The sequence below is a fragment of the Luteolibacter sp. Y139 genome (assembly GCF_038066715.1).
Lineage (GTDB): Bacteria > Verrucomicrobiota > Verrucomicrobiia > Verrucomicrobiales > Akkermansiaceae > Haloferula > Haloferula soli.
The window spans coordinates 365,852-385,670 of the sequence record NZ_JBBUKT010000001.1; the positions used below are offsets into that span (position 1 = coordinate 365,852).

Consider the following 19,819-nt stretch of genomic DNA (forward strand, 5'->3'; position numbering starts at 1 on the left):
CGGAGTCAACGACTGCTGAAAGTCCGGCCCGTGGCATCGACCACTTTCACCGTCACGAAGAAGACCACAGCCGTCCGCACCGGAGCTTCGACTTCGCTGCTGAAGAGCCGACCCGCAAGTGGAATGTCGCCGAGGATCGGGACCTTGTCCTGCACCTTCTGGACACTCTCCTGAAGCATGCCACCGATCACCAGCGTCGCCCCATCGGCCACGGTGAGATTGGTTTCACTCTTCATCACGGAGAAGACCGGCATCAGGATCTCGTTCGGCGTCACCACCGTCGTGGTCGGGTTGCCAAAGGCGTCCGAGCCCGGAGACGTGATCGGCGTGCCGTAGTTCACGAAACCGTCGAAATCGGTCACGCTCGGCTTGATTGCGATGTCGATGTAGTGGCGATCCTCGCTCACCGTCGGCAGCACATCCAGCACCACGCCGACCGGCTTCATCTCGAAGCTGGTGGGAGTCGCCGGCGTCACCGGGAACGATGATTGGCTGCCACTGACGAGGCCCGTGTCGAAGTCGACTTCGTTCCCGCCACCGATCGAATTCGGCAGTTCCGGGGGCTCGTATTCGGTCGGATAGATAAACTCGCGGATGACCTCGACTTTCGTCTGCTGGCCACTCCGGGAAGTGGTGGAGGGGGCGACAACCAGATCGACGTTCTTCTTCTGGTTGAGCCCACGCATCAGCATCGTGAGGTTCGTATTGTTGATCGTGCCATTGGCCCACAGGATGCCGGGGGCGCGGGACTTGCCACGGGCGAAGCCTTCCTGTTGCTCTAGGATCAGGGCATCGATGCTGTTGTTGTTCACCGCCTCGCCGCCACTCCGGTTCCCCGAAGTGAGACCGTAGCGATTGGTCGTGCCGGGCAGCAGCGCGATGTCGGAAAGATTGTCGGGATTATTGGCACCACCGGTCAGCCAGTTGGCCGCAACGCCCGGAACCAAGCCGTGGCCGCCGAGGGAAAACTCACCCAGCAACCAGTCGAAGCCCAGCTCCTTGAGAACCGTCTCCTGGGTCTTCACCATGCGCACCTCCACCACCACCATGGCAGGCTCGGCACCCGCCATCGCATCGGCCAGTTGCTGCACCAGCTCCAGGTTGGCCGGGGTGTTGCGAACGGTGAGCGTGCTATTGCCGGCATTGAAGCTGGCCGAAGCACCTTGGGGAAAGGGCACCCCCTGTTGCTTGAGAATCTCTTCCGCACTCAGGCGGCGCACGAGCAGCTCTTCACCGGCATTGTTCCCGGCGAAAGGATCGTCGGTCTTCGCATTGCCGCTCCCCACCGTAGCCGCTCCACTGGTGAGGAAGTCCGGCTGCACCCGGAAGTTCCGGGTGACGATCTCGGTGGTATCTGCACCCACGGGACGAATCGACACCGCCCATTGCTGGGCCACCGGCACCGTACGCGTCATTTCGCAGACATGCTTCACCACCTGTGAAAGAGGGACATTCTTCAGTTGCAGGGTGATCTTGGCAGCCTTGGCCTTCACGGCCGCCTCGGTGTTGCCCAGCTCCAGCACGAAATTGATGCCACGCCTCGCAGGATCGAGCTCGATGTTGTCGAGGTCCATGGACTGCGCCCGCAGGAAGTCGAACGCTTCCTGAATGCTCACATCCTGGAAATCCACGACCGGCAGGATCAGCCTCTCCATCTTGGCGGAAACCGAGACCGGAGCATTCGAAACGTCACCGCCGGCGGTCAGATCCGAGGGGTTCACCTCGCCCGGTGAGACGCGCAGTTGCCACGCCTCGTCGACTTGCGAAAGCATGTCCGAGCGGGCTTCATCATACGCGGCGCGGGCGTAGTCCGCCTTATGCTGGGCCACTTGCTCCATTCCGCGACGGGCCGCCTTGTTATAGCGATCAACGCGCAGGACCTCTTCGTAAACACGGCCTGCCTTGTCGAAGTCGCCGAGATTATAAAATCCTTCCGCCTCGTAGAGCATCTGGCGGACGTTATCCACGTCCTTCGCGTCCTTCTTGGTGACCGCAGGATTGGTGCGGATCGGATCATTGAGCTGATCGCGCATTTCCTTCGCCAGGCCACTGTCCGGTGCCACGGAGGCATCCAGCACCTTGTCCACCGTGGCCTTCGCGCCGCTGACATCGCCGAGACGGCGCTGCTCGCGGGCGTGCTCCACGGAGGCCTGGACCAAGCGATCGGTCGCGGCTTTTCGCCATTCGGCAGTAGCGGGCGCTTCGGGCAGAAGCTCGCGGGCACCGGTGTAGGCAGCCACGGCGTCGGCCCATTTGCCCGCCTTGTAGGATTCGTCGCCCTTCTTGAGCAGCTCCTGCGCTTCATTCGCGTTGTTCGCGCGGCGTTGGACTTCCGCCTGCGCCATCCGTGACGATGACTGGGCGAAAATCGGCTGCGCCAGAAGAAGACAGGTCGCCGGCGCGAGCGCCAGAAGGCGCGCGCGGGAAGCGAGCGTGGTAGTCAAACGATCGGAGATCGGCATCGGGGTTTCCCCGCTGTATAGAGAGCACTTTCCGGCAGCGTAAGCGGAAAATCCGGGAAATTTCAGTGCTCCTCGTGGTCCAGCCCACGGAGTAAATACATTGCCTCCGCAGCGTCGCGCCCGATTTGCTCTTTCAGCGCCTCCAGCGACTCGAATTTCCTTTCGCCGCGCAGACATTTTACGAATTCCACCTCCAGCACCCGGCCGTACAGATCGCCAGCGTAGTCAAAGAGATGTACCTCCAGCGTCCGCTCCTCGCCCTCCACGGTCGGCCGCATGCCCAGGTTCGCCACCCCGTCGAAGCGCTCTTCGCCCTCCCGCGCCCGCACCGCCCACACCCCGTCCGGCGGGAATTGCTCCTCGCCGCGCTCCACATTGGCGGTCGGAAAACCAATGGTCCGGCCCAGCTTGCGGCCCTCCACCACTCTTCCCTCCACCGTGTAGGCCCGGCCCAGCATCCGCGCCGCAGCCTCCAGATTCCCGTCTTGGATCGCCTGCCGGATCCGCGTGCTGCTGATCCGGTCGCCGTCCATCATCACCGGCGGCAACGCTTCCAGCCCGAAGCCGAGCTCGCCGGAAAACCTCGAAAGCAACGTCACATCGCCCTTCCGCCCCTTCCCGAAGCGCCAGTCATCCCCCACCGCGATGGTTTTCACCCCCGCCGCCACCAGTTCGCGGATGAAATCTTCCGCCTCCTCCCCGGCCCGCCGGTGGTCGAAGGGCAGCGCCAGCAGGAAATCCACGTCCATCCTCCCGAGGATCTCCGCCTTGTGATCAAGCGAGGCCAGCAGCCGCCGCGGCGCCTTCTCCGGAAACAGCACCCGGATCGGATACGGATCGAAGGTCAGCACACCACAGGTCCCGCCATCCCGCTCGCGCGCCGCGAGCGCCTGGCCGATCACCGCCTGATGGCCCAGATGCACGCCATCGAAGACACCCAGCGCCAGATGCACCGGCCCGGCCAGTTCCTTCATTTCCGCAATCCCCGAGAAGCGACGCACGGCCGGACCTTGCACGGCCTCCTTCCCGCCTGCCAGTCCAGTCTTGCATCTAGCGTCTTCCGGTCTTGCGTCTCCCGCTCCGCCCGCCAACCTCCCCGCCACCAAACCGACCCATGGCTGAAGTTTTCCCATCCGCTCCGCAGGCCCCCGGGCTCCCCGAAATGCTCGCCACCGTCCTCAAGTGGCGTGATACCCCCACCCCACTCTCCGAGGAGGAGTTCAATCAGGCCGTCGAGGAACTCGGCGCCGTCGTCCAGACGCTGGACAAGAGCACCGAGCCACTCGCCCGCTCGACCCGTGCGACCGGCCTGATCGTGCTCGGCAATCTCCACCGCGACCACGGCCTGCTCGATCACGCATTCCCCTTCTATCAGCTGGCTCTCGATAATCCCGCCGACCTCGACGACGGCACCCCGCGCGGCAAGAACGAGCTCGCCAATGCCCACACCAACCGCGGCATCTGCACCCTTTCCGCCGGCGAAAAGGAAGAACTCCCCGACGCACTGGCCGACTTCGACCGCGCCATCGAACTCCGGAAGGAAATTCCGGCCGATGCCGAGGAGAACGTCCGCTGGGGCCTCGCCGCCAGCCTGATGAACCGCGGCGACGTGCTGCATCGCATCGGCGAGCGCAATGACGAAGCCCGCGCCGCCTATGACGAAGCCATCGCCCTGCTCGAAGCGATGGACACCACTCCCGGCGTGCTCCAACGCCTCGCCCTCGCTTGGGCGAACCGCGGTCTCGTCGGAGAATCCCACGACGACGCACGCCGCTGCTTTGAGAAGTGCATCGAGCTGCTGCCCGAGCCAGAAAATCCGGCCCAGCTCCTGACCCTCTGCAACGCCCTGCTCAATCGCGGACGCCATTCGCTCGGCGCAGCCGGTGACCCCGAAGCCGCCGCCGCCGACGCCCGCAAAGTGCTGGACCTCGCCGCTCCCCATGAGCGCAATCACCCCGCCCCCGCCGAGCTTTCCCTCCAAGGCCGCCACCTGCTCGCCCACTCTCTGGTCACGTGGCTGGATTCTTCCAAGAAGGGCCCGGGCCTTGCCGAAGACTGGATCGGCGACACCACCGACACGGTGGAAGATGCTCTCTCCGTGATGCGCCATTGGGAACAGCAAGGCTTCACCGGCCTCCGCCCCCTCGCCGGCGAATTGTTCGCGCTCGGCCTGCACGTCTATCGCGTCTGCCAGCCGCATTTCTTTGGCGAGTTCCTCATCGAGCAAATGGACCCCGAGGTCTCCCCCGGCGCTCCCTTCGCCGACCCTATGTTCCAGGCCACCGCCGCCCGCGCCCTGCACACCGTGGTCAATGAAGTCGCCCAGCGCGCCGCTTCCTCCACCCTCGAGCCGGAGCAGATCGAGAAGCAGAAGAAGATCCTCAACAGCCTCCGCGCCGCCGACCAACGCCTCGCCGCCCTGCAGCAAAAGTACACCCCGCAGCAGCAGGAAGAGGCCGAGGTGTAAGGGCCATTAAGGGGTGTCGACGTTCCGTCGACGCATCTCCCCGACCGCGTAGCGGTCAAGGACGGCAGCCGCGGACTTCAGTCCGCGGATCTTCCGGACGACATGTCGTGTCGCAGAGCGACACCGGAACTATCGCCGGAAAAGCCGTCCTCCAAAATCGGGCCGCCCCTTCCACCGCTCAGCGCCCTTCAAGGTGCTTTTTGAGAATCCGCTTCACCTCCACCCCCGCCTCCGGACAGTTCTGCACGCTGTGACCCGAAGGCACGATCAATTCGCTCTCCACCTTGTCCAGATGCGATGACCAATACGGCACGATCCCGTCCGAGCTGTTAGGCGTGTCACCCTTACCCCGGTCGCCGATCACCGAGTTGATCTTCAGCCCGCTCCGGAACGGCACCCCATCGAGAGCCTTGTAAGGCGGATACGATGGCGACAACGACCCGATGCTCGTGAACCACCCCTTCGACGAAGTCTCCCCTTTCGTCATCACGCTCGCGAAATCGTTCAGCGTGAAGTCCACCAGATCCACCGTCAGCGTCTTCGGCAAGCGGATCAGCTTCACCATCCAGTTGGAAAAGAAGCGGTCGGCCATCGGCGATCCACGATGCGGAGCCGCCATGAAGATCGCCCGGTCCGGCGTTTGCACCGGCTCATACATCGTTAGCGCCTTAACCGCCTCACGCGTCTTCTCATTCGTGGTGAGCTGGTCCAGCGGCCGCTTTTGGAAGGCATTGTAAATCCGGTCACCCGGCTTCTTCAGTGACGCCTGCGTGATCACGCCGCCCATCGAGTGGCCGATCACCACCATCTTCTCCCAGCGATCCACCGGCCCCTGCTTGCGGGCATACTTGTCCGCCAGCTTCATCGCGAAGCGGAACTTCGCGGCGTTGTAGGTCCAGTTGTTCCCGGTGGGATAGCTGAAGAACCACACCTGGTAGTTCTCGCGGAACCAAGGCTCGCGGTTCAGTTCATTGTACAGCCTCTTGAATGCCCCCGGGCTCGAGTTCAGCCCGTGCACCATGACCAGGGGGATCCGCTTCGGATCATACGGCGAGGAAAGGTAGAGCGCCGTCTCCTCACTGAAGCGACTCGGCAGGAAAACCTTCTCAAGGTCTAGGTCATCCAGGTCCGTCATGTGCCAGTAGAAGGCCGAGGGCGCGGACCAGTCGGCCGCAAGCTTCATCGGGTGACTTCCCACAGGCTCCGTCTTCGCCTTGCCCGGATAGCGGAAGGACCACTGCGGCGCTTGGTTGTTAGGAAAACGCAGCACCGCCGTGAGATTCAGCGGCACCCCCGTCGGTGGCTCGAATTCCCAGCGCGGCTTCCCTTCCTCTGCCGTCTTCTTCCAACCCACCACCGGCACCCCCATGCCGTCCTCGGTGTGGCGCTCGCCCACGTTCTTCGTGGAAACACGCGACGAGGGCATGATGGCATCGAGATCCTGCAGTCGAATTCCCGCCCCGAGCGTGTGCGACTCGTCGATGGTCGTGCCCATCTTCACCGCCTGCTCCTGAATCGTCCCGCCGCCGCAGTGGAGTTGGTCGAAGAGTTTCCCGACCGCATCGTTGTATGACAGCCGGGCCCGTTCCCGCTCCTCCGCGCTACCGGCCACCGCCATCCCCCGCCATCCCTGGCGGGCTTGCTCGATGAAAATCGAAGGCTCCCCTCGCGAGGCACGCGGGACCACATGGCACTCCGGCGCCGACGGCGTGCCGCATTGGCAAAGGATCACGAGGGCTGGAATCGCCGCAAGCCGGGAGAACTTCATGGGTGCGCGGGAGGGATAGCGTGCCCGCGACCACTCGGCAAGATACCGGATCTTGCGAAACGCCATGGAGAGGATAACTTCCCGGGATGGAAGACCTCGAAACCCTCCGCGCAAAGTTCATGGACTCCAAGCCGGCCCCCATTCCGGAGGAAGCCTACGAGCCGCGCCATTCCCGCCGGCGGAGAACCATGCGGGAGGAACATGCCCTGCCCGCCTGGGGTCTGTGGGTCATCGGGCTCGCCTTGGTCGTGGTCGCCTCCGCGGTCACCTACTACTATTTCGGCGAAGAGGCCGTCCTGAGGTCGATGCCTGATGTGCTGAAATATATCGGCATTGTCATCGTGGGCATTGCCGCCCTTGTCGTCTATTTCCTCCCGACCATCGTCGCGAAAAGCTACCATGTCCGCCGCTCCGGCGCGATTCTCGCGCTGAATTTCCTGCTCGGCTGGACCTTCATCGGCTGGGTCGGAGCCTTCGTCTGGTCCATCGCCGAAGTCGAAAGCCAGTGACGCGTCACAGCCGTCCGGCCGCCTTGATATCCAGATAGCGGTTTGCCAGTGCGACCGGGAACTGCTGCGCCGGCACGTCCAGCGTCAGGATGCCGAATCCTTGCAAGGTGGTCAGCACTTGCGCGCGCTCGGCGTCGTAACGCTCGGCGGCAGCGAAGCGCAGGGCATCGGAAAATTCATCGATCGCCTTCGTCCGCGCGTCTTCCACGGAACGTTCGCGCAAGCTCGCGAGCATCACGAGATGCTTCGAACGCAGCAGCCGCAGCGCCGGGATCAGCTCGGACGAATCCTCACCGCGCAGGTTCGTCATCACCACCACCAGCGCCCTTCGTTTCTGGCGGGCCAGCAAGCTCTCCGCCGCCGCCGCAAAGTCGCTCGGCTCCGGCGTCGTCTGATAGTCGAAGAGGTGATTCAGCAGGACCGACATCGAGTGCGCCCCCTTCACCGGCGGCAGCCAGCGGTTGGTCCCGCCGAAAGCCTGCACGCCGACCTGGTCTCCCTGCCGCAGCGCCACGTAGGACAGCAGCAGCATCGCATTCAAGCAGTGGTCGAACTGCGGCAGCTCGCCATCCATCGCCCGCATCCGCCGTCCGGTATCAGTCAGGAAGATCACCGTCTGGTTCCGCTGCTCTTGGAACTCGCGGCTGATCAGTGCCACCCGCCGCGAGGTCGCCTTCCAGTCGATCTGCGACATCGGATCGCCTTCACGATACTCGCGGAGCTGATGGAAGTCCCGGCTGCTCCCCGCGAAGGATTTGCGAACGATCCCCATGTGCTCCTGACGCGCCTGCATCGCCAGCAGCGCGAACTTCAGCACCGGCTCATAGTCCGGATAGACTTTCACCTCCTCCGCCACCCCGGCCAGATGGCGCATGCGCCAAAGGCCCAACAACGATGTCCGTCGTACATGGACCTTCCCGAAGTGAGCGATGCCGCGCTCGATCAGACGCACCGGATGAGTCACCCGCGCCTTCCCACCTGCGGGAATGGCCCCTGCCCACGGCATCAACTCCGCTTGCCCGCCGGGCGGAATCCCATCGAACACATCCACCACCGCCGGAAAGCGCCCCGGGTTGCGAATATCCAGCCGCACATCTGCCGCCTCACCCACCGCAAAGCGACCCGGCAAGCGCCTCGCGACCTCCACCCGCGTCAGCCTCCGCAACACAATCCCATCGAGCAGCCCAGCAGCCACCAGGACCGCGCCACAAATCCACCACGGCGTCACCAGTTCACGCCACACCGAAGCCGCGAGCCCGAAAAGGGCCCACGCCACCACGATTCCCAGCGCTCTGGCAGTCGGACTCATTTAAAATCTACTATCTCCAATCATGGCCGCAGCAGCGGTTAGGCGGACCCGTGTTTCTTCCAGCTCTCGAAGCGGTTTGAAATCACCGGTGCCAGCTTGTCGAAATTGTCCCAAGTATCGGGCACTGCGTATAGACTCCCTCCGGGGGCACCGAGGCACCCTTCATAATCGGCAAGGTACTCTCCCGTACTGAAATCAAAATAGGCCTCGGTGAAGGCATTGCCCTCCGACCCGAGATCTTCGTCGGTGAATTTGCCATCGCACGCTTCGATGAGAAAGCCTCCTGGCGTCAGCTTCCTCTCACGCAGCTTTTCCAGCGTATCGGGAAATTCTTCGGTATGAAGTTCGCCTCCCAAGCCATTGAGCAGGCACCACGCGACAAACATGCCGGTGTGCGTGGCTCCCGCCTCAGGAGGCAAATCCGCCGGAAAGTCACCTCCGGAGTGCCATGACATGTCGTCGTATTTCATCGTCTCTTTGCCTCCATGCTACTGCCGCGGCGCCGGCACCGAATCCACGATTGTCTTCAGCACCTCGTCCATCGACTGCCCGCCCATCGCCACTTCCGGCGCGAGTTGGACGCGATGCCGCAGCACCGGCAGCGCCGCCGCCTTGATATCGTCCGGAATCACGAAATGACGGCCGTGCATCAACGCGATCGCCTTGCCAATGCGCACCAGCGCGATCGCACCACGCGTGCCCGCACCCAGCCACACCGTCTTCGCCTCACGCGTCGCCTGGACGATCGCCACCGCATAGTCGACCACCTCACGAACCACTTGCACCGCGGCAACCGCAGCCTGCGCGCGCACCACATCCTCGGGCGTGGCCACCACTTGGAGGTCTGCCGTGGACGAATCCCCCGGAGCCTCCGACGCGGCGCGAGCAACGATGTCTGACTCCGCATCGCGCGCCGGGTAGTCGATCAGGATCTTCATCAGGAAGCGGTCGAGCTGCGCTTCCGGCAGCGGATAGGTGCCCTCATGCTCCACCGGGTTCTGCGTGGCGAGCGTCATGAAGGGCGGAGACAACTTCAGCGTCTCGCCATCGATCGTCACCTGCCGCTCCTGCATCACTTCAAGCAAGGCCGCCTGCGTCTTCGCCGGCGCACGGTTGATTTCGTCCGCCAGCAGCAGGTTGCAGAAGACCGGCCCTTGGCGAAGCTGGAAGGTCTGGCTCTTCATGTCGAAGAGCCGGAAGCCCGTCACGTCCGATGGCATCAGGTCCGGCGTGAACTGGATACGCCCGAAGCTTCCACCGAAAGCCCGCGCCAGCGCCACCACCAGCATCGTTTTCCCGAGCCCCGGCTTGCCCTCTAACAAAACGTGCCCGCCCGCCAGCAATCCGGCGAGCACCTGGCTGACCACCTCGCGCTGGCCGAGCACGGCGTGCTCGACCTGGGCCCGCAGGCGCGCGACGAGGGCGGAAGCATCGGCCGATGGCGGCGACTCGGGCGGGGCATACATTACGGCGGCGGCTTCTTCTTCGGTCATGTGAGTGAGAGGTGGAGCTGTTGGAGATCCGCGACCACGCGGGTGAAGGAGGTGGGATCGCCAGGACGTTCGTGGGTCATCGCCCGTTCGGCGCGCTCGCGGGTGATCCCGGCGCGCTGGGCCATCCATTCGAAAACGTCGCCATGATGCTGGCCGCCGAGCCGCAGCGCGCGCTCCAACACCGAGTCCCGCAGCGGCCTCAGGAGCGCCTGGCCCTTGTCGAGCCGCCACTGGAAATCACCCAGCGCTTCGAGGTGGTGATCATAGTCACGCTGATGGGTCGGCTCTTCCTCGCGGCGCATGGGGCCGAAACGCGGCATGTTTTTCCACAGCCAGATCACCGTCAGCACCAGCAGCCCGATCAAGGCCGGCCAGCCGTGCTGCCACAGCATGGACCACAGCGAAAGCCCCGCATCGCGGATGATCGCCACGCTTCCTGAATGGGGAGACATGTCCACCAGTGCCAGCAGCAACTCCGCATGATCGTTGTCGCCGATGTAGCGATTCCGGAACGGCCGGGCGTCCGTCATCACCGTCACGATCCCGTCGCCGACATCCGCCTGCGCCATCGCCCGGCGGACGCGGTTGCCTTTCTGGACACCGATCGTGGATTCCGCGAAAACCTCGTAGCTATCCTCATCCAGCAGGAGCTTCTTCGCCTCCACCTTCGCGCCTTCGGAACTGAAGGTCAGGCCCTCCTCCTTCAGCCACGTCTCGAGCGACTTCGGAACCTCCTCGTTGCCGGAAAACCGGAAGCTCCCGCTCCTGCCCCAATCGTCATGATACGACTCGGCGTTCTCGAACAGACAGATGAGATGTCCGCCACCCTGGACCCACTCCTTCACCTCGCGGACATAGGCATCCGTCGCGAGCACCGACGCCGGCACCAGCATCACCGACACCTTGTCGAGGTCCGGCCAGCCGGGCTTGTTGATGACCGTGTAATCCATCCGCTCCAGGAACCGCGCGGCAGCGAGGTAGGCATCCAGCTTCGCCTTGCCCTTGTAGCCCGTTTCCTCGGTGCGCGTCGTGTAGCTGCCGCCGCATCCGGCGAACAGCAGGCACAGCAGGATCCAAAGCAGCCTCACGCCTGCCTCCTTTCCACGGAAAAGGGCCAGGCCGCGCACAGCTCCTGCATTCGCTCGTCCTGCGGTGCGCTACGCCCGTAGGCCAGCATCATCCAGGCGCTCGTCAGCCCACCGAAGTAGCCGGCATGCACCGCCGCCTCCACCTCCACGCGTCGCAGGCAATCGCTCTCGGTATCCGACTCCGCGATCTCGACGCCACCGTTCTCGATCAACCGAGAAATCGCACCGCGATAGAGCAAGCTCATCGCCTCCTGGCGGCGGCCGACGCGCCACAGCTCCATCGCCGCCGTCGGAATGTCCTTCGGCAGGGACTCCGGCGCCACGTCCATCCCCATCACCACCCGCGCCGCAGCGGGCACCGGCTTGGTCATGCTGATGCCGCGGCCCCTGAACACATGGCGATGCCGCCAGATCACCCACACCAGAAAGGCGATCACCGCACCGAGAAAGGTCCAGCCGAGACCCTGGAGCAGATAAACAAACCACGCGCCCGGCCCATTCCAGTTCCACGATCTGCCCGGGTTCCTCTGCTGCCAGGTGCGCTTGAAGACCTCAAAGTCCGGGTTCGCCTTGACCTCGGTAATGACATCCTTCGGAGCCTGCTCTGCGGCAACCGCCCGCGGCGCCATGATACCGAGCAGCAGGAATGTCATCACCACCGCGACAGCACCGCGCAAGCGATTGCCCAGCCGGCGGAAGGCGAGCTCCACATCCCAACCTTCGATCCAGGTACGATGGTTCACGTAGATCCCGAAACCCGCACCGGTGCCGAAGACATCCACCAGTGACATCGAAAGCATCACCGAGGCCACGCCGGTCCACAACAAAGCCGGAGGCAGGCCTGCCCAGGAATTGCCACCCCACTCCTGCATCGCGAGGCCCCATGCTTGCGCCTCCGTCGCCGGGAGAAACATCAGCGCCGTGGCGAATACCGCGATCCCCAGCCACAGGGTGAGGAATGCCCGCCATAGCGCCAGCACCACCACGGTGGCATCGCCACGGCGCAGCAGCAGCCGCACCCGCGCGCTATATTCCTTCCTTCGCAGCCCTTCCAAATCCTCCACCGCCATCGTCAGCGGTCTCCATGGAGAAAGACGCGCCCACAGCATCCGGAAAAAGAACCGCCGCACGCTCGCCCGGGGCCACTCGCGCACCACCGCCTTCCACGTCGGAAGCTCGCCGAATAGCCGCCGGCTGAGCACGAACAGCACCAGCCGCGAGCTCACCGGCATCCACCACCAGCAGGCCAGCAACAGCAGCACCGGCTGATCGCGCAGGAAGATCAGTGACAGCACCAGCGCTGGCAACATGCCGAGCCACCAGCAGCCGAGCAGCCGCCAGAAATCCCGCCGTGTCAGCGCGATCCCCAGGTCCACCGCTTCCCAATCGCTCCGCGGGCGGAGCTCGGCCGTCATGTCCTCAAGCCGCACGCGTCCCCCTTCCCAGCGCCAGGAAATACACCGCATGCGCCACCCAGCCGGCAATGCCCACGGCATACTTCACCTGCGACTCGATCGGCTGCGCCGACCAGAAGCCCTCCACAATCGCAGCCATCCCGGTCATCACCGCCGCGCCTAACAGAAGCGGCAACGCAGCCCGCCCCGCCTCAGCGATCGCTCGCGACCGCGGCAACCGCCCCGGCTTTAAAACCCCCAGCCCCAGGCGCATGCCCGCCATCCCGGCCACCACCATGCCGAGCAGCTCATACGACGAGTGCCCTGCCACGAAGGTCCAGAAGGACTCGGGATTGCAGGCGTAGTGAACATATCCCGCCGAGGCACCGATGTTCACGCCATTGAAGACCAGGAAAAAGATCGTGCCCACACAGGCGGCGATCCCGCCGGCGAAGATCTGGAAGTCGATGCCGACGTTGTTCCGGATGTAGAAGCCGAACATCATGAAGTTCGAGCCGAACTCCTTCCGCAGGAAACTGATCTGCTCTTCCTTCCCGCCATACATCGATTCCATGCTGGCCATGCCATCCTGGCCAATCGCGGAGCGGATCCAGTCAATGTCGAACCACGCCGACACCAGCATCGCGAAGAACGGAATCCAGAACAGCGCATTGCACAGCCAGAACAGCCGCCATTCCTTCCGGATCGTCTGCGGGAAACCGGCCACGGCGAATTTCAGCACCGCCTGCCAGCCGTGCTTCCGGCTGCGGTAGAGCAGCTTGTAGCCACGGATGACCAGCGTGTTCAGCCGGTCGATCAGGTGGGTGGCATACATCCGGTGGCGTGCCAGCGCGAGGTCGGAGCACGCTTCGCGGAAACGCCGCGGCAGCTCGTCCACGCCTTCCGTCGGCTTGCCCTTTTCCACGCTGGTGATCAGGCGGTCCAGTTCCACCCACTCGGCGGCGCGGCGTTCTTCAAAGGATCCGGGGCTCATCGTCGTTCCTGCAACCAGTGGGCTATCGCCATGATGCGCGAGACGCCCTTCTGGCCGTCACCGCCTGTTAGTTCCTTCGCGTGGTCGGCGATCTCCGCGCGCCGTCCCTCCGACCACAATCCGGCCCGCTCGCGAAACGCCACCACCGCGCGCACTTCTTCCGGCCGCAGCGCCACCGCCGGCCGGGCCGCTTCCATCGGCGGCGGCGCGGGCACTGCCGGCTCCGGCAGCACCCGATCGTAAATCACCACGGTCCCTGCCGCGAGATCGCCCAGCCGCTGGAAGCGCCTGGTAGCCATGCACGCCGCCAGCCCGAAGGCCATCGCCGGCACGAACATCCCGCCCGTCCACGCCGCGGGCCACAGCGGCATCTCATCCACGCAGCGCAGGAAGTTCCTCAAAATCGCCTGTCCGAACGTGATCGGCGCGCCCGACGTCTGTACCACCCGCAGCCCCAGCATCCGCTTCCCCGGCGTCGCCCCCCGCTTCGATGCCTCGAAAAACACCGGATACCACCAGCGCATGAAAAACCACGCCAGCAGGAACATCCCCGCCGCCACCTGAAACCCGATCCCCATCCCCGCAAGCACCAGGATAAACGCCCCGATCATCAGGATCAGCCCCTGCAAGATCATATCAATCCCCAGCGCAATCCCCCGCGGCAACGGCCCCGCAATCCGCAGCCGCACCTCCACCCCCTCGGCCAGCTCAATGGCCTGCAAGGTGTCGATTCGCAGCGTGCTTTCTTCCATCTCTGTCGCCCGAAGGCTAACCGCCCCAAGATATCCGTAAAGTCCGTTCGCCCTCTTCCACTGGCCCCCCCTCCGAAGATTTCCTGAACAAATCTTCCAAGGAAATCGTCCCTCATTCGACTTGCTCTATGAACCGCGGCACCAAGCGCTCTCCCCGAGAGCCTCCGCCCGCGGTCATCATCCCGCTTACTACCGACCTGACCTCTGTCACATGAAACCGTTTGTTTTCCCGCTGCTCGCCCTCGCCGGCCTCACCACCGCCTATGGCCAGGCTCCCAAGCCCGGCTCAATCGCGCCGGTCCTGCTTGAAGCCACCATCACCACCGAAAACCCGCCCACCACCTCAAACGTGCAGGGCGGCGTTCGCAAGACCTTCACCACCAGCTCCGTCCGCTACATCAACCGCGACATCCTCGAAGCGATGCGCGTCGCGAACCTGCTCGATGGCACCCTGACCGGCTGGATGATCCAGCGCCTCGCCGACCCGACCGGTGCTGGAAACCTCTACGCCACCAAGGCCGGCAAGCTCGCCGTCGCCGTGCCCGCCACCCTGCTGACCCAGCCAGTGGCCCAGGGAATGGCGCGAAACGGCACCGAATTCACACCCACCGGCGGCGCGCCGAAGCCGAGCCTCTTCAGCCGCACCTTCGCCAGCCTCAACGTGAAAAACGGCGCCTGCACTGCCTTCGGCTCGCAGACGTTCAAAGCCGGCACCTTCAAGTCCGGCGCCACCACCACCACGGTCCAACTCCTCAGCGAGAGCTACAATTTGACCGGCAAGTCCGGCACCGGCGTCGGCATCGTGACCGGCACCTACCGCTCCACCACCAGCCGGGCCGCCGACCTGTCCACGATGCTGCCTCCGGCAGCCGTCCCCTGATTGATCCACCTTCTTTCCCCGCCCCGCCGGTCATCCCCGGCGGGGCCACTCTCCTCCGATGAAAAGTTTCCTTATTATCTCCGGCCTCGCCCTTTGGACGATCTTCGTGGCGATCACGTCGTCGAAATCCTCCGATGCCTCCCCAACTGTTGTCACTGGTCAAGAACCGGCCAAGCGCCAGCAAACCTCCGCCAAACTGGCAGAGCGGGACAGCAGCGGTCGCGCGCAAACCAAGCCTGCCACCGATGCCGAACGCCTCGTGACGGCCCGCGCGATCATCGAATCCGCCGCCCTGCGCTACGAGCCCTCCGCGGTGAAGGATATCCGCCCTTGGCTGCTCGATACCGACCCGGAAATCCGCCAGGCAGCCCGCGATGGACTGGTCATGCTCGGCGAAAGCGATGCCATCCCTTTCCTCCGCGACGCCGCCAGCCGCCTGAAGGACCCGGCGGAAATCGCCTCCTTCCACGAGGCTGCCGACCTCCTTTCCCTGCCTGCGTGGTCCGATTCCGAAGAAGCTCGCCGGGCGACGGCCGAGATCGTCAGCGAAGCCGATCGCTGATTCGATCCTCCGCGATAGCGGAATAGCAGGTCCCGGTCATTGGCGGCAGGATGCCCATGTCCAACGGCGATTCCCCCGGATCGCCGCGACATTCCCCCCACATCCCCCCAACACATGACCCCTGACGATAAGATCGCACGGACAGCCCTTGCTGTCCTTCTCTCCGGCCCCGTGGCACCTTGTATTCCCGGTTTGGCCGCCAGACGCAGCGTAGCGGTAGCCACGCGCACCCTCTACACGGGTCGCGAAAGCATCACCCTCGAATCCGGCGGCCTGCCACTGATTCCGCCCTCCGCCCGCCGCGAGGTCCGGATTTAAGGCCCCCTCAGTTTCGCCCCGCCCCCGGCACCGTCCGGCGGCGGGGCTTCATTTTCCGGGGCAAATCCGGCCTTTCCCCCGGGTTCCTTGAACCCACGCGATTACGGAATGTTAGGAACTGCGAAATTTGGCAAAGTGTCCATGTCCTTCAGGACGCACACACACCCAAAACCACACACCGTTCCTTCCCCATGAGCACTCAGGATAAGATCACGCAGTTGGCCCTCGCAGCGCTCCGTTCCGCTCCCCGCGCTGTCACCCCGAAGCCCGCCACCTTCATGCGCCCCTTCGAGAAGCCCCAGGCTCTCGCCATCGTCTCTGGCGCCCATGACTCCCGCTTCGAAAAGTCCGGCGGCAGCTTCCAAACCGCTTGGCCCTTCGCTCGCCAGGAAGTCTGGATCTGAGCCGACACCGCCAGGAGCAGCGACGAAACCGAAGACCACAGAGGAGAATCCGATGTCATCTGGCGATGATTCTCCTCAGTGGTCTTTCTCTGTAAGCTCCTGCCTTTCCTCAGGGCCTCTGCACTGAAACCGACCGAAGCCGCGGGAAACCCGCCCCGGCTCTTGAAAAAAGCCTTTCAGCCGCGGAGTTCGCTGCTTTTCGCCCGGGCCTCTTCCAAGAGGCCCGGCCGCGACTCCAAAAGGTCGGCCATGGCGCGGATCACCGCCAGCGTCGGCCGGGAGACATGGTGTTCCATGCCTTCCACATCCCGGTAAATCGTTTCCTCATCGATGCCGAACAGCCGGAGGAAACGCGTCAGCGTCTCATGGCGCTCGATGATCGCCTTCGCGATCCGGTGCCCTTCCTCGGTGAGGACGGTGCCGCGGTACTTCTCGTGTTTGACCAAGCCCTCGGTATCGAGCTTGCGCAGCATGTTGGTAACGCTGGCCTGCGAAATGCCGAGGTTCTTCGAGATATCGATCGCGCGGGCATAACCCTTTGACTCGATCAGATGCAGGATCTGCTCGAGGTAGTCATCCATGGCGACCGAGCCGCTGGTGCGCTGGGATCTCGCGGGCACGACCCGAGATGAAGGCACAGCGGCAAAAGAGACAAGGGCATTTCCAGCCCGCACTCTTCCGCATCACCCGCTCCCCTCTTCGACCGCGTAGCGGTCAAGGACGGTAGCCATGGACTTCAGTCCATGGATGACGACCGCCATGGACCCCTGTCGCATAGCGACAGAGGAACCCTCACCGGCGACGCTGATTCCTCCTGTGCATTCGAGACAAGCACCCCTTGTTCCTTACCACTCCAACTCCAGCAAGCTCACCCCCTGCCGCGGCAAGGTCAGCATCACCGCCGAAAGCTTCTCTTCTTCAACGAATCGAGGCGCTTCCTCCACCTCCGCCAACTTGCACGCCTGCTCCAGCGTCGCGATCTGCTCCGCCGTCGGCTGCTGCGGCGAACCCATCGCCTGCCATGCCGTAAAGGAGTTCGAGTGGGTCTCGTCGATCAGGTGGCGCTTCACCTTAGGCACGCCCTTCGGCGCACCTAACAAATCGACGCGGACTTCAGCATCCGGCCCGCGCAAGTCATCGTCGTGATAGTGCCATACCAGCACCGTGATCTTCTTGCCTTCCATCGCCGCCAGCGCGGAAACATCCGGCTCTCCACGGACTCCCGTGCGAAGCAGGTCAGGCAAGGACACCGCGTGATCGCTGTTCACCGGCAGGCGGAAACCATCCATCTTCGAAAACATCCGGAAGACATTCAGCACCGGCTTGTCGATGCCATTGGTCGCCAGCGTGCGGAAACCGGCGAAGTACGGCTGGTCCTCGAACTCGAAAGCCCAGGTCACCGCACCTTCCAGATTCACCCCGTGCTTGTCGGCCAAATCCAGCTTCCGCGGGAAACTCGCCGCCGTGTAGCTGGAATACATCGTCCCATTGCGGTAGGCGAGGTTCGCGCCCTGGCAAGCGGCGCAACCTTCCGGATCCGACTCTCCGATGACAATCGGCGTGTCCTTCAATTCGGGATAGCGGGCGATCACCGAAAAGGCAGCGTCAATATCGCGCAGCTGATTCGTGATGCCCATCTGCACGCGTCCGTTGATGTCCTTCGGCTGGCCCTTCGCATGGAACGAAAGGAAGTCCGTCGGCGTCCCGGTCTCTCCCGTGGCGAGGTTCTTCCCCTTCACACAGTGGTCGATGAAGGCCTTCAGGAAATCCCCACCTGCACCACCGGCCAAATCCGGCCCGCCCACCTTAGCCTCGGGAATCGCACGGCGCACCGCACGCACCGCATGGTCGTGGAGCTTGAAGAACTCTTCACGCGACCCACGCCAGTAGCCGATGTTTGGCTCGTTCCAAGTCTCCCAATACCACTTCAGCACCTCCTCCTTGCCGTATTTTTCCAGCGAGTGCTTCGCCCACTGATAGACGAGCTCCTCCCACTTCGCCCAATCCTTCGGCGGATAAGCCCAGCCCGTGTAGATCTCATCATACTTCGCCGCCGGCGTCCAATGGTGACGATAAGGCTCCGGCTTCACCGACAGCGCCTGCGGCATGAAGCCGATCTGCACATACGGCCGCACCCCATCCTTCAGGTAGGTGTCGAAGATCCGGTCGACGATGGTCCAGTCATAGACCGGATTGCCCTGCGCGTCCTCCGTATACGCATTGGTGGAGCCCCACTTCAGCGCGGGCGTGCCATCACCGGTGACCAACAGGCTATGGGCACGGAAGTAAACTTCCTTCGGCCTCATCGAGCCGAGATGCCCTAACAACTCATCCCCGTTCTTCATGTAGGCGTAGTTCGGCTCGTCCGCGCCGAAGAACCGCCAGATCGGCTTCAGCTCCTTGCCGGGCCGCGCCACGTCGACCGTAATGTTGACGGGAAACGACTCCGCCGAGGCAAGGGCAGCCGAAAACAACAGGAGGGGGATGGGTTTCAGGGTCATGGCGACCAGCGTGGCCGCTCCCCGGAATACCTGCCATCACGTTTCCGACACCCGCGGCGGAGGAAAGATGCAACTCCCTCCGCCGCAGGGCCGGTTTTCCCCTTAAAAACGAATTACCAGGCCGAGATTGGGCCCGCTGGTCTCGGTGTCATACACGAAGCCGCCTTGGTGGTAGTCCACGGAGATCACCCGGTAGGCCAGCGCGATCGAAGTGCTGTCGGTAAGGCGGTAGGCGATGCCCGCGACGGCCTGCCAATACTCGTCCGAAGAAACGTCGAAGCCGCCGTAAGTGCCATTTGCGAAGACACTCCAGCGATCTCCGAGACGCTGGGTGAAACGCAGACCTACGAAGGGATCGATCCACTCCTGCGAACCCGAAGCCGAACGCGTGGTAACCGGAAGGTTCGGCGTGAACAGGTCCACATCCATGTCGATGCTGTTCAAAGCCCCACCCACGACGAAATCGAGAGAGGTGCTTTCAGATCCATAGATCTCATACCCCACCGACAGCGAGGCCATGACCTGATCCTGGGAAAAGCGCACATAAGAACTCGCGACCGGATTGGCCGCGGCCGAGATCTTGAGCCAGATCGCATCCACAGTGACCGACCAGCGGTCATAGCGCGCCTCGAAGGCACCACTCAATCCGCCATCGAGGTTGTCGAGAATGTCATCGAAGGGCACGTCGACGTGAGTCGGAGCGAGACCGGCGACACCGACGTCTCCCTCCAGCCCCATCAAGGGAGCATAGAGTGCGGTGGTGAATTCCCAGCCGGAAGCATGGCTGGACGCAGGCATCACATACGGAGCGGAAGCGACCGGTTCGCCGGCTTGGGCAAGTGCGGTCAGGGCGAGGAGGAAGAAGCCGGGTTTCATCATGGAATAAAATAGGGAGTTCAAAAAAGCGGGTCGAGTTCG

General features: G+C 63.6%; 19 protein-coding genes. 6 read left to right on the forward strand and 13 right to left on the reverse strand.

Annotated elements, in window-relative coordinates; all coding sequences use genetic code 11:
- Positions 1-5: 5 nt before the first annotated feature.
- Together WKV53_RS01625 and WKV53_RS01630 are read right to left on the reverse strand one after the other, a co-directional pair.
- Positions 6-2,462 (reverse strand): Amuc_1098 family type IV pilus outer membrane protein, encoded by a 2,457-nt coding sequence (locus WKV53_RS01625; RefSeq protein WP_341402595.1) that lies wholly within the window; start codon positions 2,460-2,462, stop codon positions 6-8.
- Positions 2,463-2,524: 62 nt separating this feature from the next.
- Complete coding sequence (locus WKV53_RS01630) at positions 2,525-3,463, reverse strand: bifunctional riboflavin kinase/FAD synthetase (protein ID WP_341402596.1); 939 nt, start codon at positions 3,461-3,463, stop codon at positions 2,525-2,527.
- 113 nt (positions 3,464-3,576) lie between these two features.
- On the opposite strand from WKV53_RS01630, the gene WKV53_RS01635 reads away from it, so the two are divergent.
- On the forward strand, positions 3,577-4,929 hold the full coding sequence (locus tag WKV53_RS01635) for a tetratricopeptide repeat protein (RefSeq protein WP_341402597.1): 1,353 nt from the start codon (positions 3,577-3,579) through the stop codon (positions 4,927-4,929).
- Between the two features lie 178 nt (positions 4,930-5,107).
- Here the strand turns inward: WKV53_RS01635 and WKV53_RS01640 are convergent, their stop codons facing one another.
- The gene (locus WKV53_RS01640; RefSeq protein ID WP_341402598.1) at positions 5,108-6,763 is read right to left on the reverse strand and encodes an esterase/lipase family protein; all 1,656 of its coding nucleotides are present in this window, start codon (positions 6,761-6,763) and stop codon (positions 5,108-5,110) included.
- Positions 6,764-6,783: 20 nt separating this feature from the next.
- On the opposite strand from WKV53_RS01640, the gene WKV53_RS01645 reads away from it, so the two are divergent.
- The gene (locus WKV53_RS01645) at positions 6,784-7,206 is read left to right on the forward strand and encodes a superinfection immunity protein (RefSeq protein ID WP_341402599.1); all 423 of its coding nucleotides are present in this window, start codon (positions 6,784-6,786) and stop codon (positions 7,204-7,206) included.
- A gap of 4 nt (positions 7,207-7,210) precedes the next feature.
- Here WKV53_RS01645 and WKV53_RS01650 read toward each other — a convergent pair whose 3' ends face one another.
- The 7 genes from WKV53_RS01650 to WKV53_RS01680 are packed head-to-tail and all read right to left on the reverse strand — an operon-like array spanning position 7,211 to position 14,236.
- Positions 7,211-8,515 carry a DUF58 domain-containing protein gene (locus WKV53_RS01650; RefSeq protein ID WP_341402600.1) on the reverse strand — a complete coding sequence of 435 codons (1,305 nt, stop codon included), beginning with the start codon at positions 8,513-8,515 and terminating at the stop codon, positions 7,211-7,213.
- A gap of 38 nt (positions 8,516-8,553) precedes the next feature.
- Positions 8,554-8,985, reverse strand: coding sequence for a DUF7832 domain-containing protein (locus WKV53_RS01655; RefSeq protein WP_341402601.1), 432 nt, complete (start codon positions 8,983-8,985; stop codon positions 8,554-8,556).
- 18 nt (positions 8,986-9,003) lie between these two features.
- Positions 9,004-10,008 (reverse strand): AAA family ATPase, encoded by a 1,005-nt coding sequence (locus WKV53_RS01660; RefSeq protein WP_341402602.1) that lies wholly within the window; start codon positions 10,006-10,008, stop codon positions 9,004-9,006.
- A complete protein-coding gene (locus WKV53_RS01665) occupies positions 10,005-11,096 on the reverse strand; it encodes a DUF4350 domain-containing protein (protein WP_341402603.1) in 1,092 nt (363 codons plus the stop codon). The genes WKV53_RS01660 and WKV53_RS01665 overlap by 4 nt, the downstream gene beginning before the upstream one ends.
- The gene (locus WKV53_RS01670) at positions 11,093-12,511 is read right to left on the reverse strand and encodes a DUF4129 domain-containing protein (protein ID WP_341402604.1); all 1,419 of its coding nucleotides are present in this window, start codon (positions 12,509-12,511) and stop codon (positions 11,093-11,095) included. Before WKV53_RS01670 ends, WKV53_RS01665 begins: the two co-directional genes overlap by 4 nt.
- 4 nt (positions 12,512-12,515) lie before the next feature.
- On the reverse strand, positions 12,516-13,484 hold the full coding sequence (locus WKV53_RS01675) for a stage II sporulation protein M (RefSeq protein ID WP_341402605.1): 969 nt from the start codon (positions 13,482-13,484) through the stop codon (positions 12,516-12,518).
- Positions 13,481-14,236 carry an RDD family protein gene (locus WKV53_RS01680; protein ID WP_341402606.1) on the reverse strand — a complete coding sequence of 252 codons (756 nt, stop codon included), beginning with the start codon at positions 14,234-14,236 and terminating at the stop codon, positions 13,481-13,483. Before WKV53_RS01680 ends, WKV53_RS01675 begins: the two co-directional genes overlap by 4 nt.
- 211 nt (positions 14,237-14,447) lie before the next feature.
- Here WKV53_RS01680 and WKV53_RS01685 point away from each other — a divergent pair, with 211 nt between their 5' ends.
- The 4 genes from WKV53_RS01685 (at position 14,448) to WKV53_RS01700 (ending at position 16,400) form a co-directional block, all read left to right on the forward strand.
- Positions 14,448-15,116, forward strand: coding sequence for a hypothetical protein (locus tag WKV53_RS01685; protein WP_341402607.1), 669 nt, complete (start codon positions 14,448-14,450; stop codon positions 15,114-15,116).
- A gap of 58 nt (positions 15,117-15,174) precedes the next feature.
- Entirely contained in the window at positions 15,175-15,678 is a 504-nt protein-coding gene (locus WKV53_RS01690) for a HEAT repeat domain-containing protein (RefSeq protein WP_341402608.1), read from the forward strand.
- Between the two features lie 114 nt (positions 15,679-15,792).
- Entirely contained in the window at positions 15,793-15,996 is a 204-nt protein-coding gene (locus WKV53_RS01695) for a hypothetical protein (protein ID WP_341402609.1), read from the forward strand.
- Between the two features lie 191 nt (positions 15,997-16,187).
- Positions 16,188-16,400, forward strand: a complete 213-nt coding sequence (locus WKV53_RS01700) for a hypothetical protein (RefSeq protein ID WP_341402610.1) — start codon at positions 16,188-16,190, stop codon at positions 16,398-16,400.
- A 176-nt stretch (positions 16,401-16,576) separates the two neighbouring features.
- Here WKV53_RS01700 and mntR read toward each other — a convergent pair whose 3' ends face one another.
- The 3 genes from mntR to WKV53_RS01715 all read right to left on the reverse strand — a co-directional run bounded on the left by mntR (position 16,577) and on the right by WKV53_RS01715 (position 19,780).
- A complete protein-coding gene (gene mntR, locus WKV53_RS01705; protein WP_341402611.1) occupies positions 16,577-17,020 on the reverse strand; it encodes a transcriptional regulator MntR in 444 nt (147 codons plus the stop codon).
- 225 nt (positions 17,021-17,245) lie between these two features.
- Positions 17,246-18,901, reverse strand: coding sequence for a GH39 family glycosyl hydrolase (locus WKV53_RS01710; protein ID WP_341402612.1), 1,656 nt, complete (start codon positions 18,899-18,901; stop codon positions 17,246-17,248).
- Positions 18,902-19,003: 102 nt separating this feature from the next.
- Positions 19,004-19,780, reverse strand: coding sequence for a porin family protein (locus WKV53_RS01715; RefSeq protein ID WP_341402613.1), 777 nt, complete (start codon positions 19,778-19,780; stop codon positions 19,004-19,006).
- Between the last annotated feature and the right edge of the window lie 39 nt (positions 19,781-19,819).

What these genes read in the sequence shown, in the direction of transcription:
- WKV53_RS01715 (WP_341402613.1), bottom strand. Translation starts at nt 19,780, where the DNA reads ATGATGAAACCCGGCTTCTTCCTCCTCGCCCTGACCGCACTTGCCCAA.
- WKV53_RS01685 (WP_341402607.1), top strand. Translation starts at nt 14,448, where the DNA reads ATGAAACCGTTTGTTTTCCCGCTGCTCGCCCTCGCCGGCCTCACCACC.
- WKV53_RS01635 (WP_341402597.1), top strand. Translation starts at nt 3,577, where the DNA reads ATGGCTGAAGTTTTCCCATCCGCTCCGCAGGCCCCCGGGCTCCCCGAA.
- WKV53_RS01700 (WP_341402610.1), top strand. Translation starts at nt 16,188, where the DNA reads ATGAGCACTCAGGATAAGATCACGCAGTTGGCCCTCGCAGCGCTCCGT.
- WKV53_RS01690 (WP_341402608.1), top strand. Translation starts at nt 15,175, where the DNA reads ATGAAAAGTTTCCTTATTATCTCCGGCCTCGCCCTTTGGACGATCTTC.
- WKV53_RS01650 (WP_341402600.1), bottom strand. Translation starts at nt 8,515, where the DNA reads ATGAGTCCGACTGCCAGAGCGCTGGGAATCGTGGTGGCGTGGGCCCTT.
- WKV53_RS01660 (WP_341402602.1), bottom strand. Translation starts at nt 10,008, where the DNA reads ATGACCGAAGAAGAAGCCGCCGCCGTAATGTATGCCCCGCCCGAGTCG.
- WKV53_RS01675 (WP_341402605.1), bottom strand. Translation starts at nt 13,484, where the DNA reads ATGAGCCCCGGATCCTTTGAAGAACGCCGCGCCGCCGAGTGGGTGGAA.
- WKV53_RS01695 (WP_341402609.1), top strand. Translation starts at nt 15,793, where the DNA reads ATGACCCCTGACGATAAGATCGCACGGACAGCCCTTGCTGTCCTTCTC.
- WKV53_RS01710 (WP_341402612.1), bottom strand. Translation starts at nt 18,901, where the DNA reads ATGACCCTGAAACCCATCCCCCTCCTGTTGTTTTCGGCTGCCCTTGCC.
- WKV53_RS01670 (WP_341402604.1), bottom strand. Translation starts at nt 12,511, where the DNA reads ATGACGGCCGAGCTCCGCCCGCGGAGCGATTGGGAAGCGGTGGACCTG.
- WKV53_RS01640 (WP_341402598.1), bottom strand. Translation starts at nt 6,763, where the DNA reads ATGGCGTTTCGCAAGATCCGGTATCTTGCCGAGTGGTCGCGGGCACGC.
- WKV53_RS01680 (WP_341402606.1), bottom strand. Translation starts at nt 14,236, where the DNA reads ATGGAAGAAAGCACGCTGCGAATCGACACCTTGCAGGCCATTGAGCTG.
- WKV53_RS01645 (WP_341402599.1), top strand. Translation starts at nt 6,784, where the DNA reads ATGGAAGACCTCGAAACCCTCCGCGCAAAGTTCATGGACTCCAAGCCG.
- WKV53_RS01625 (WP_341402595.1), bottom strand. Translation starts at nt 2,462, where the DNA reads ATGCCGATCTCCGATCGTTTGACTACCACGCTCGCTTCCCGCGCGCGC.
- WKV53_RS01655 (WP_341402601.1), bottom strand. Translation starts at nt 8,985, where the DNA reads ATGAAATACGACGACATGTCATGGCACTCCGGAGGTGACTTTCCGGCG.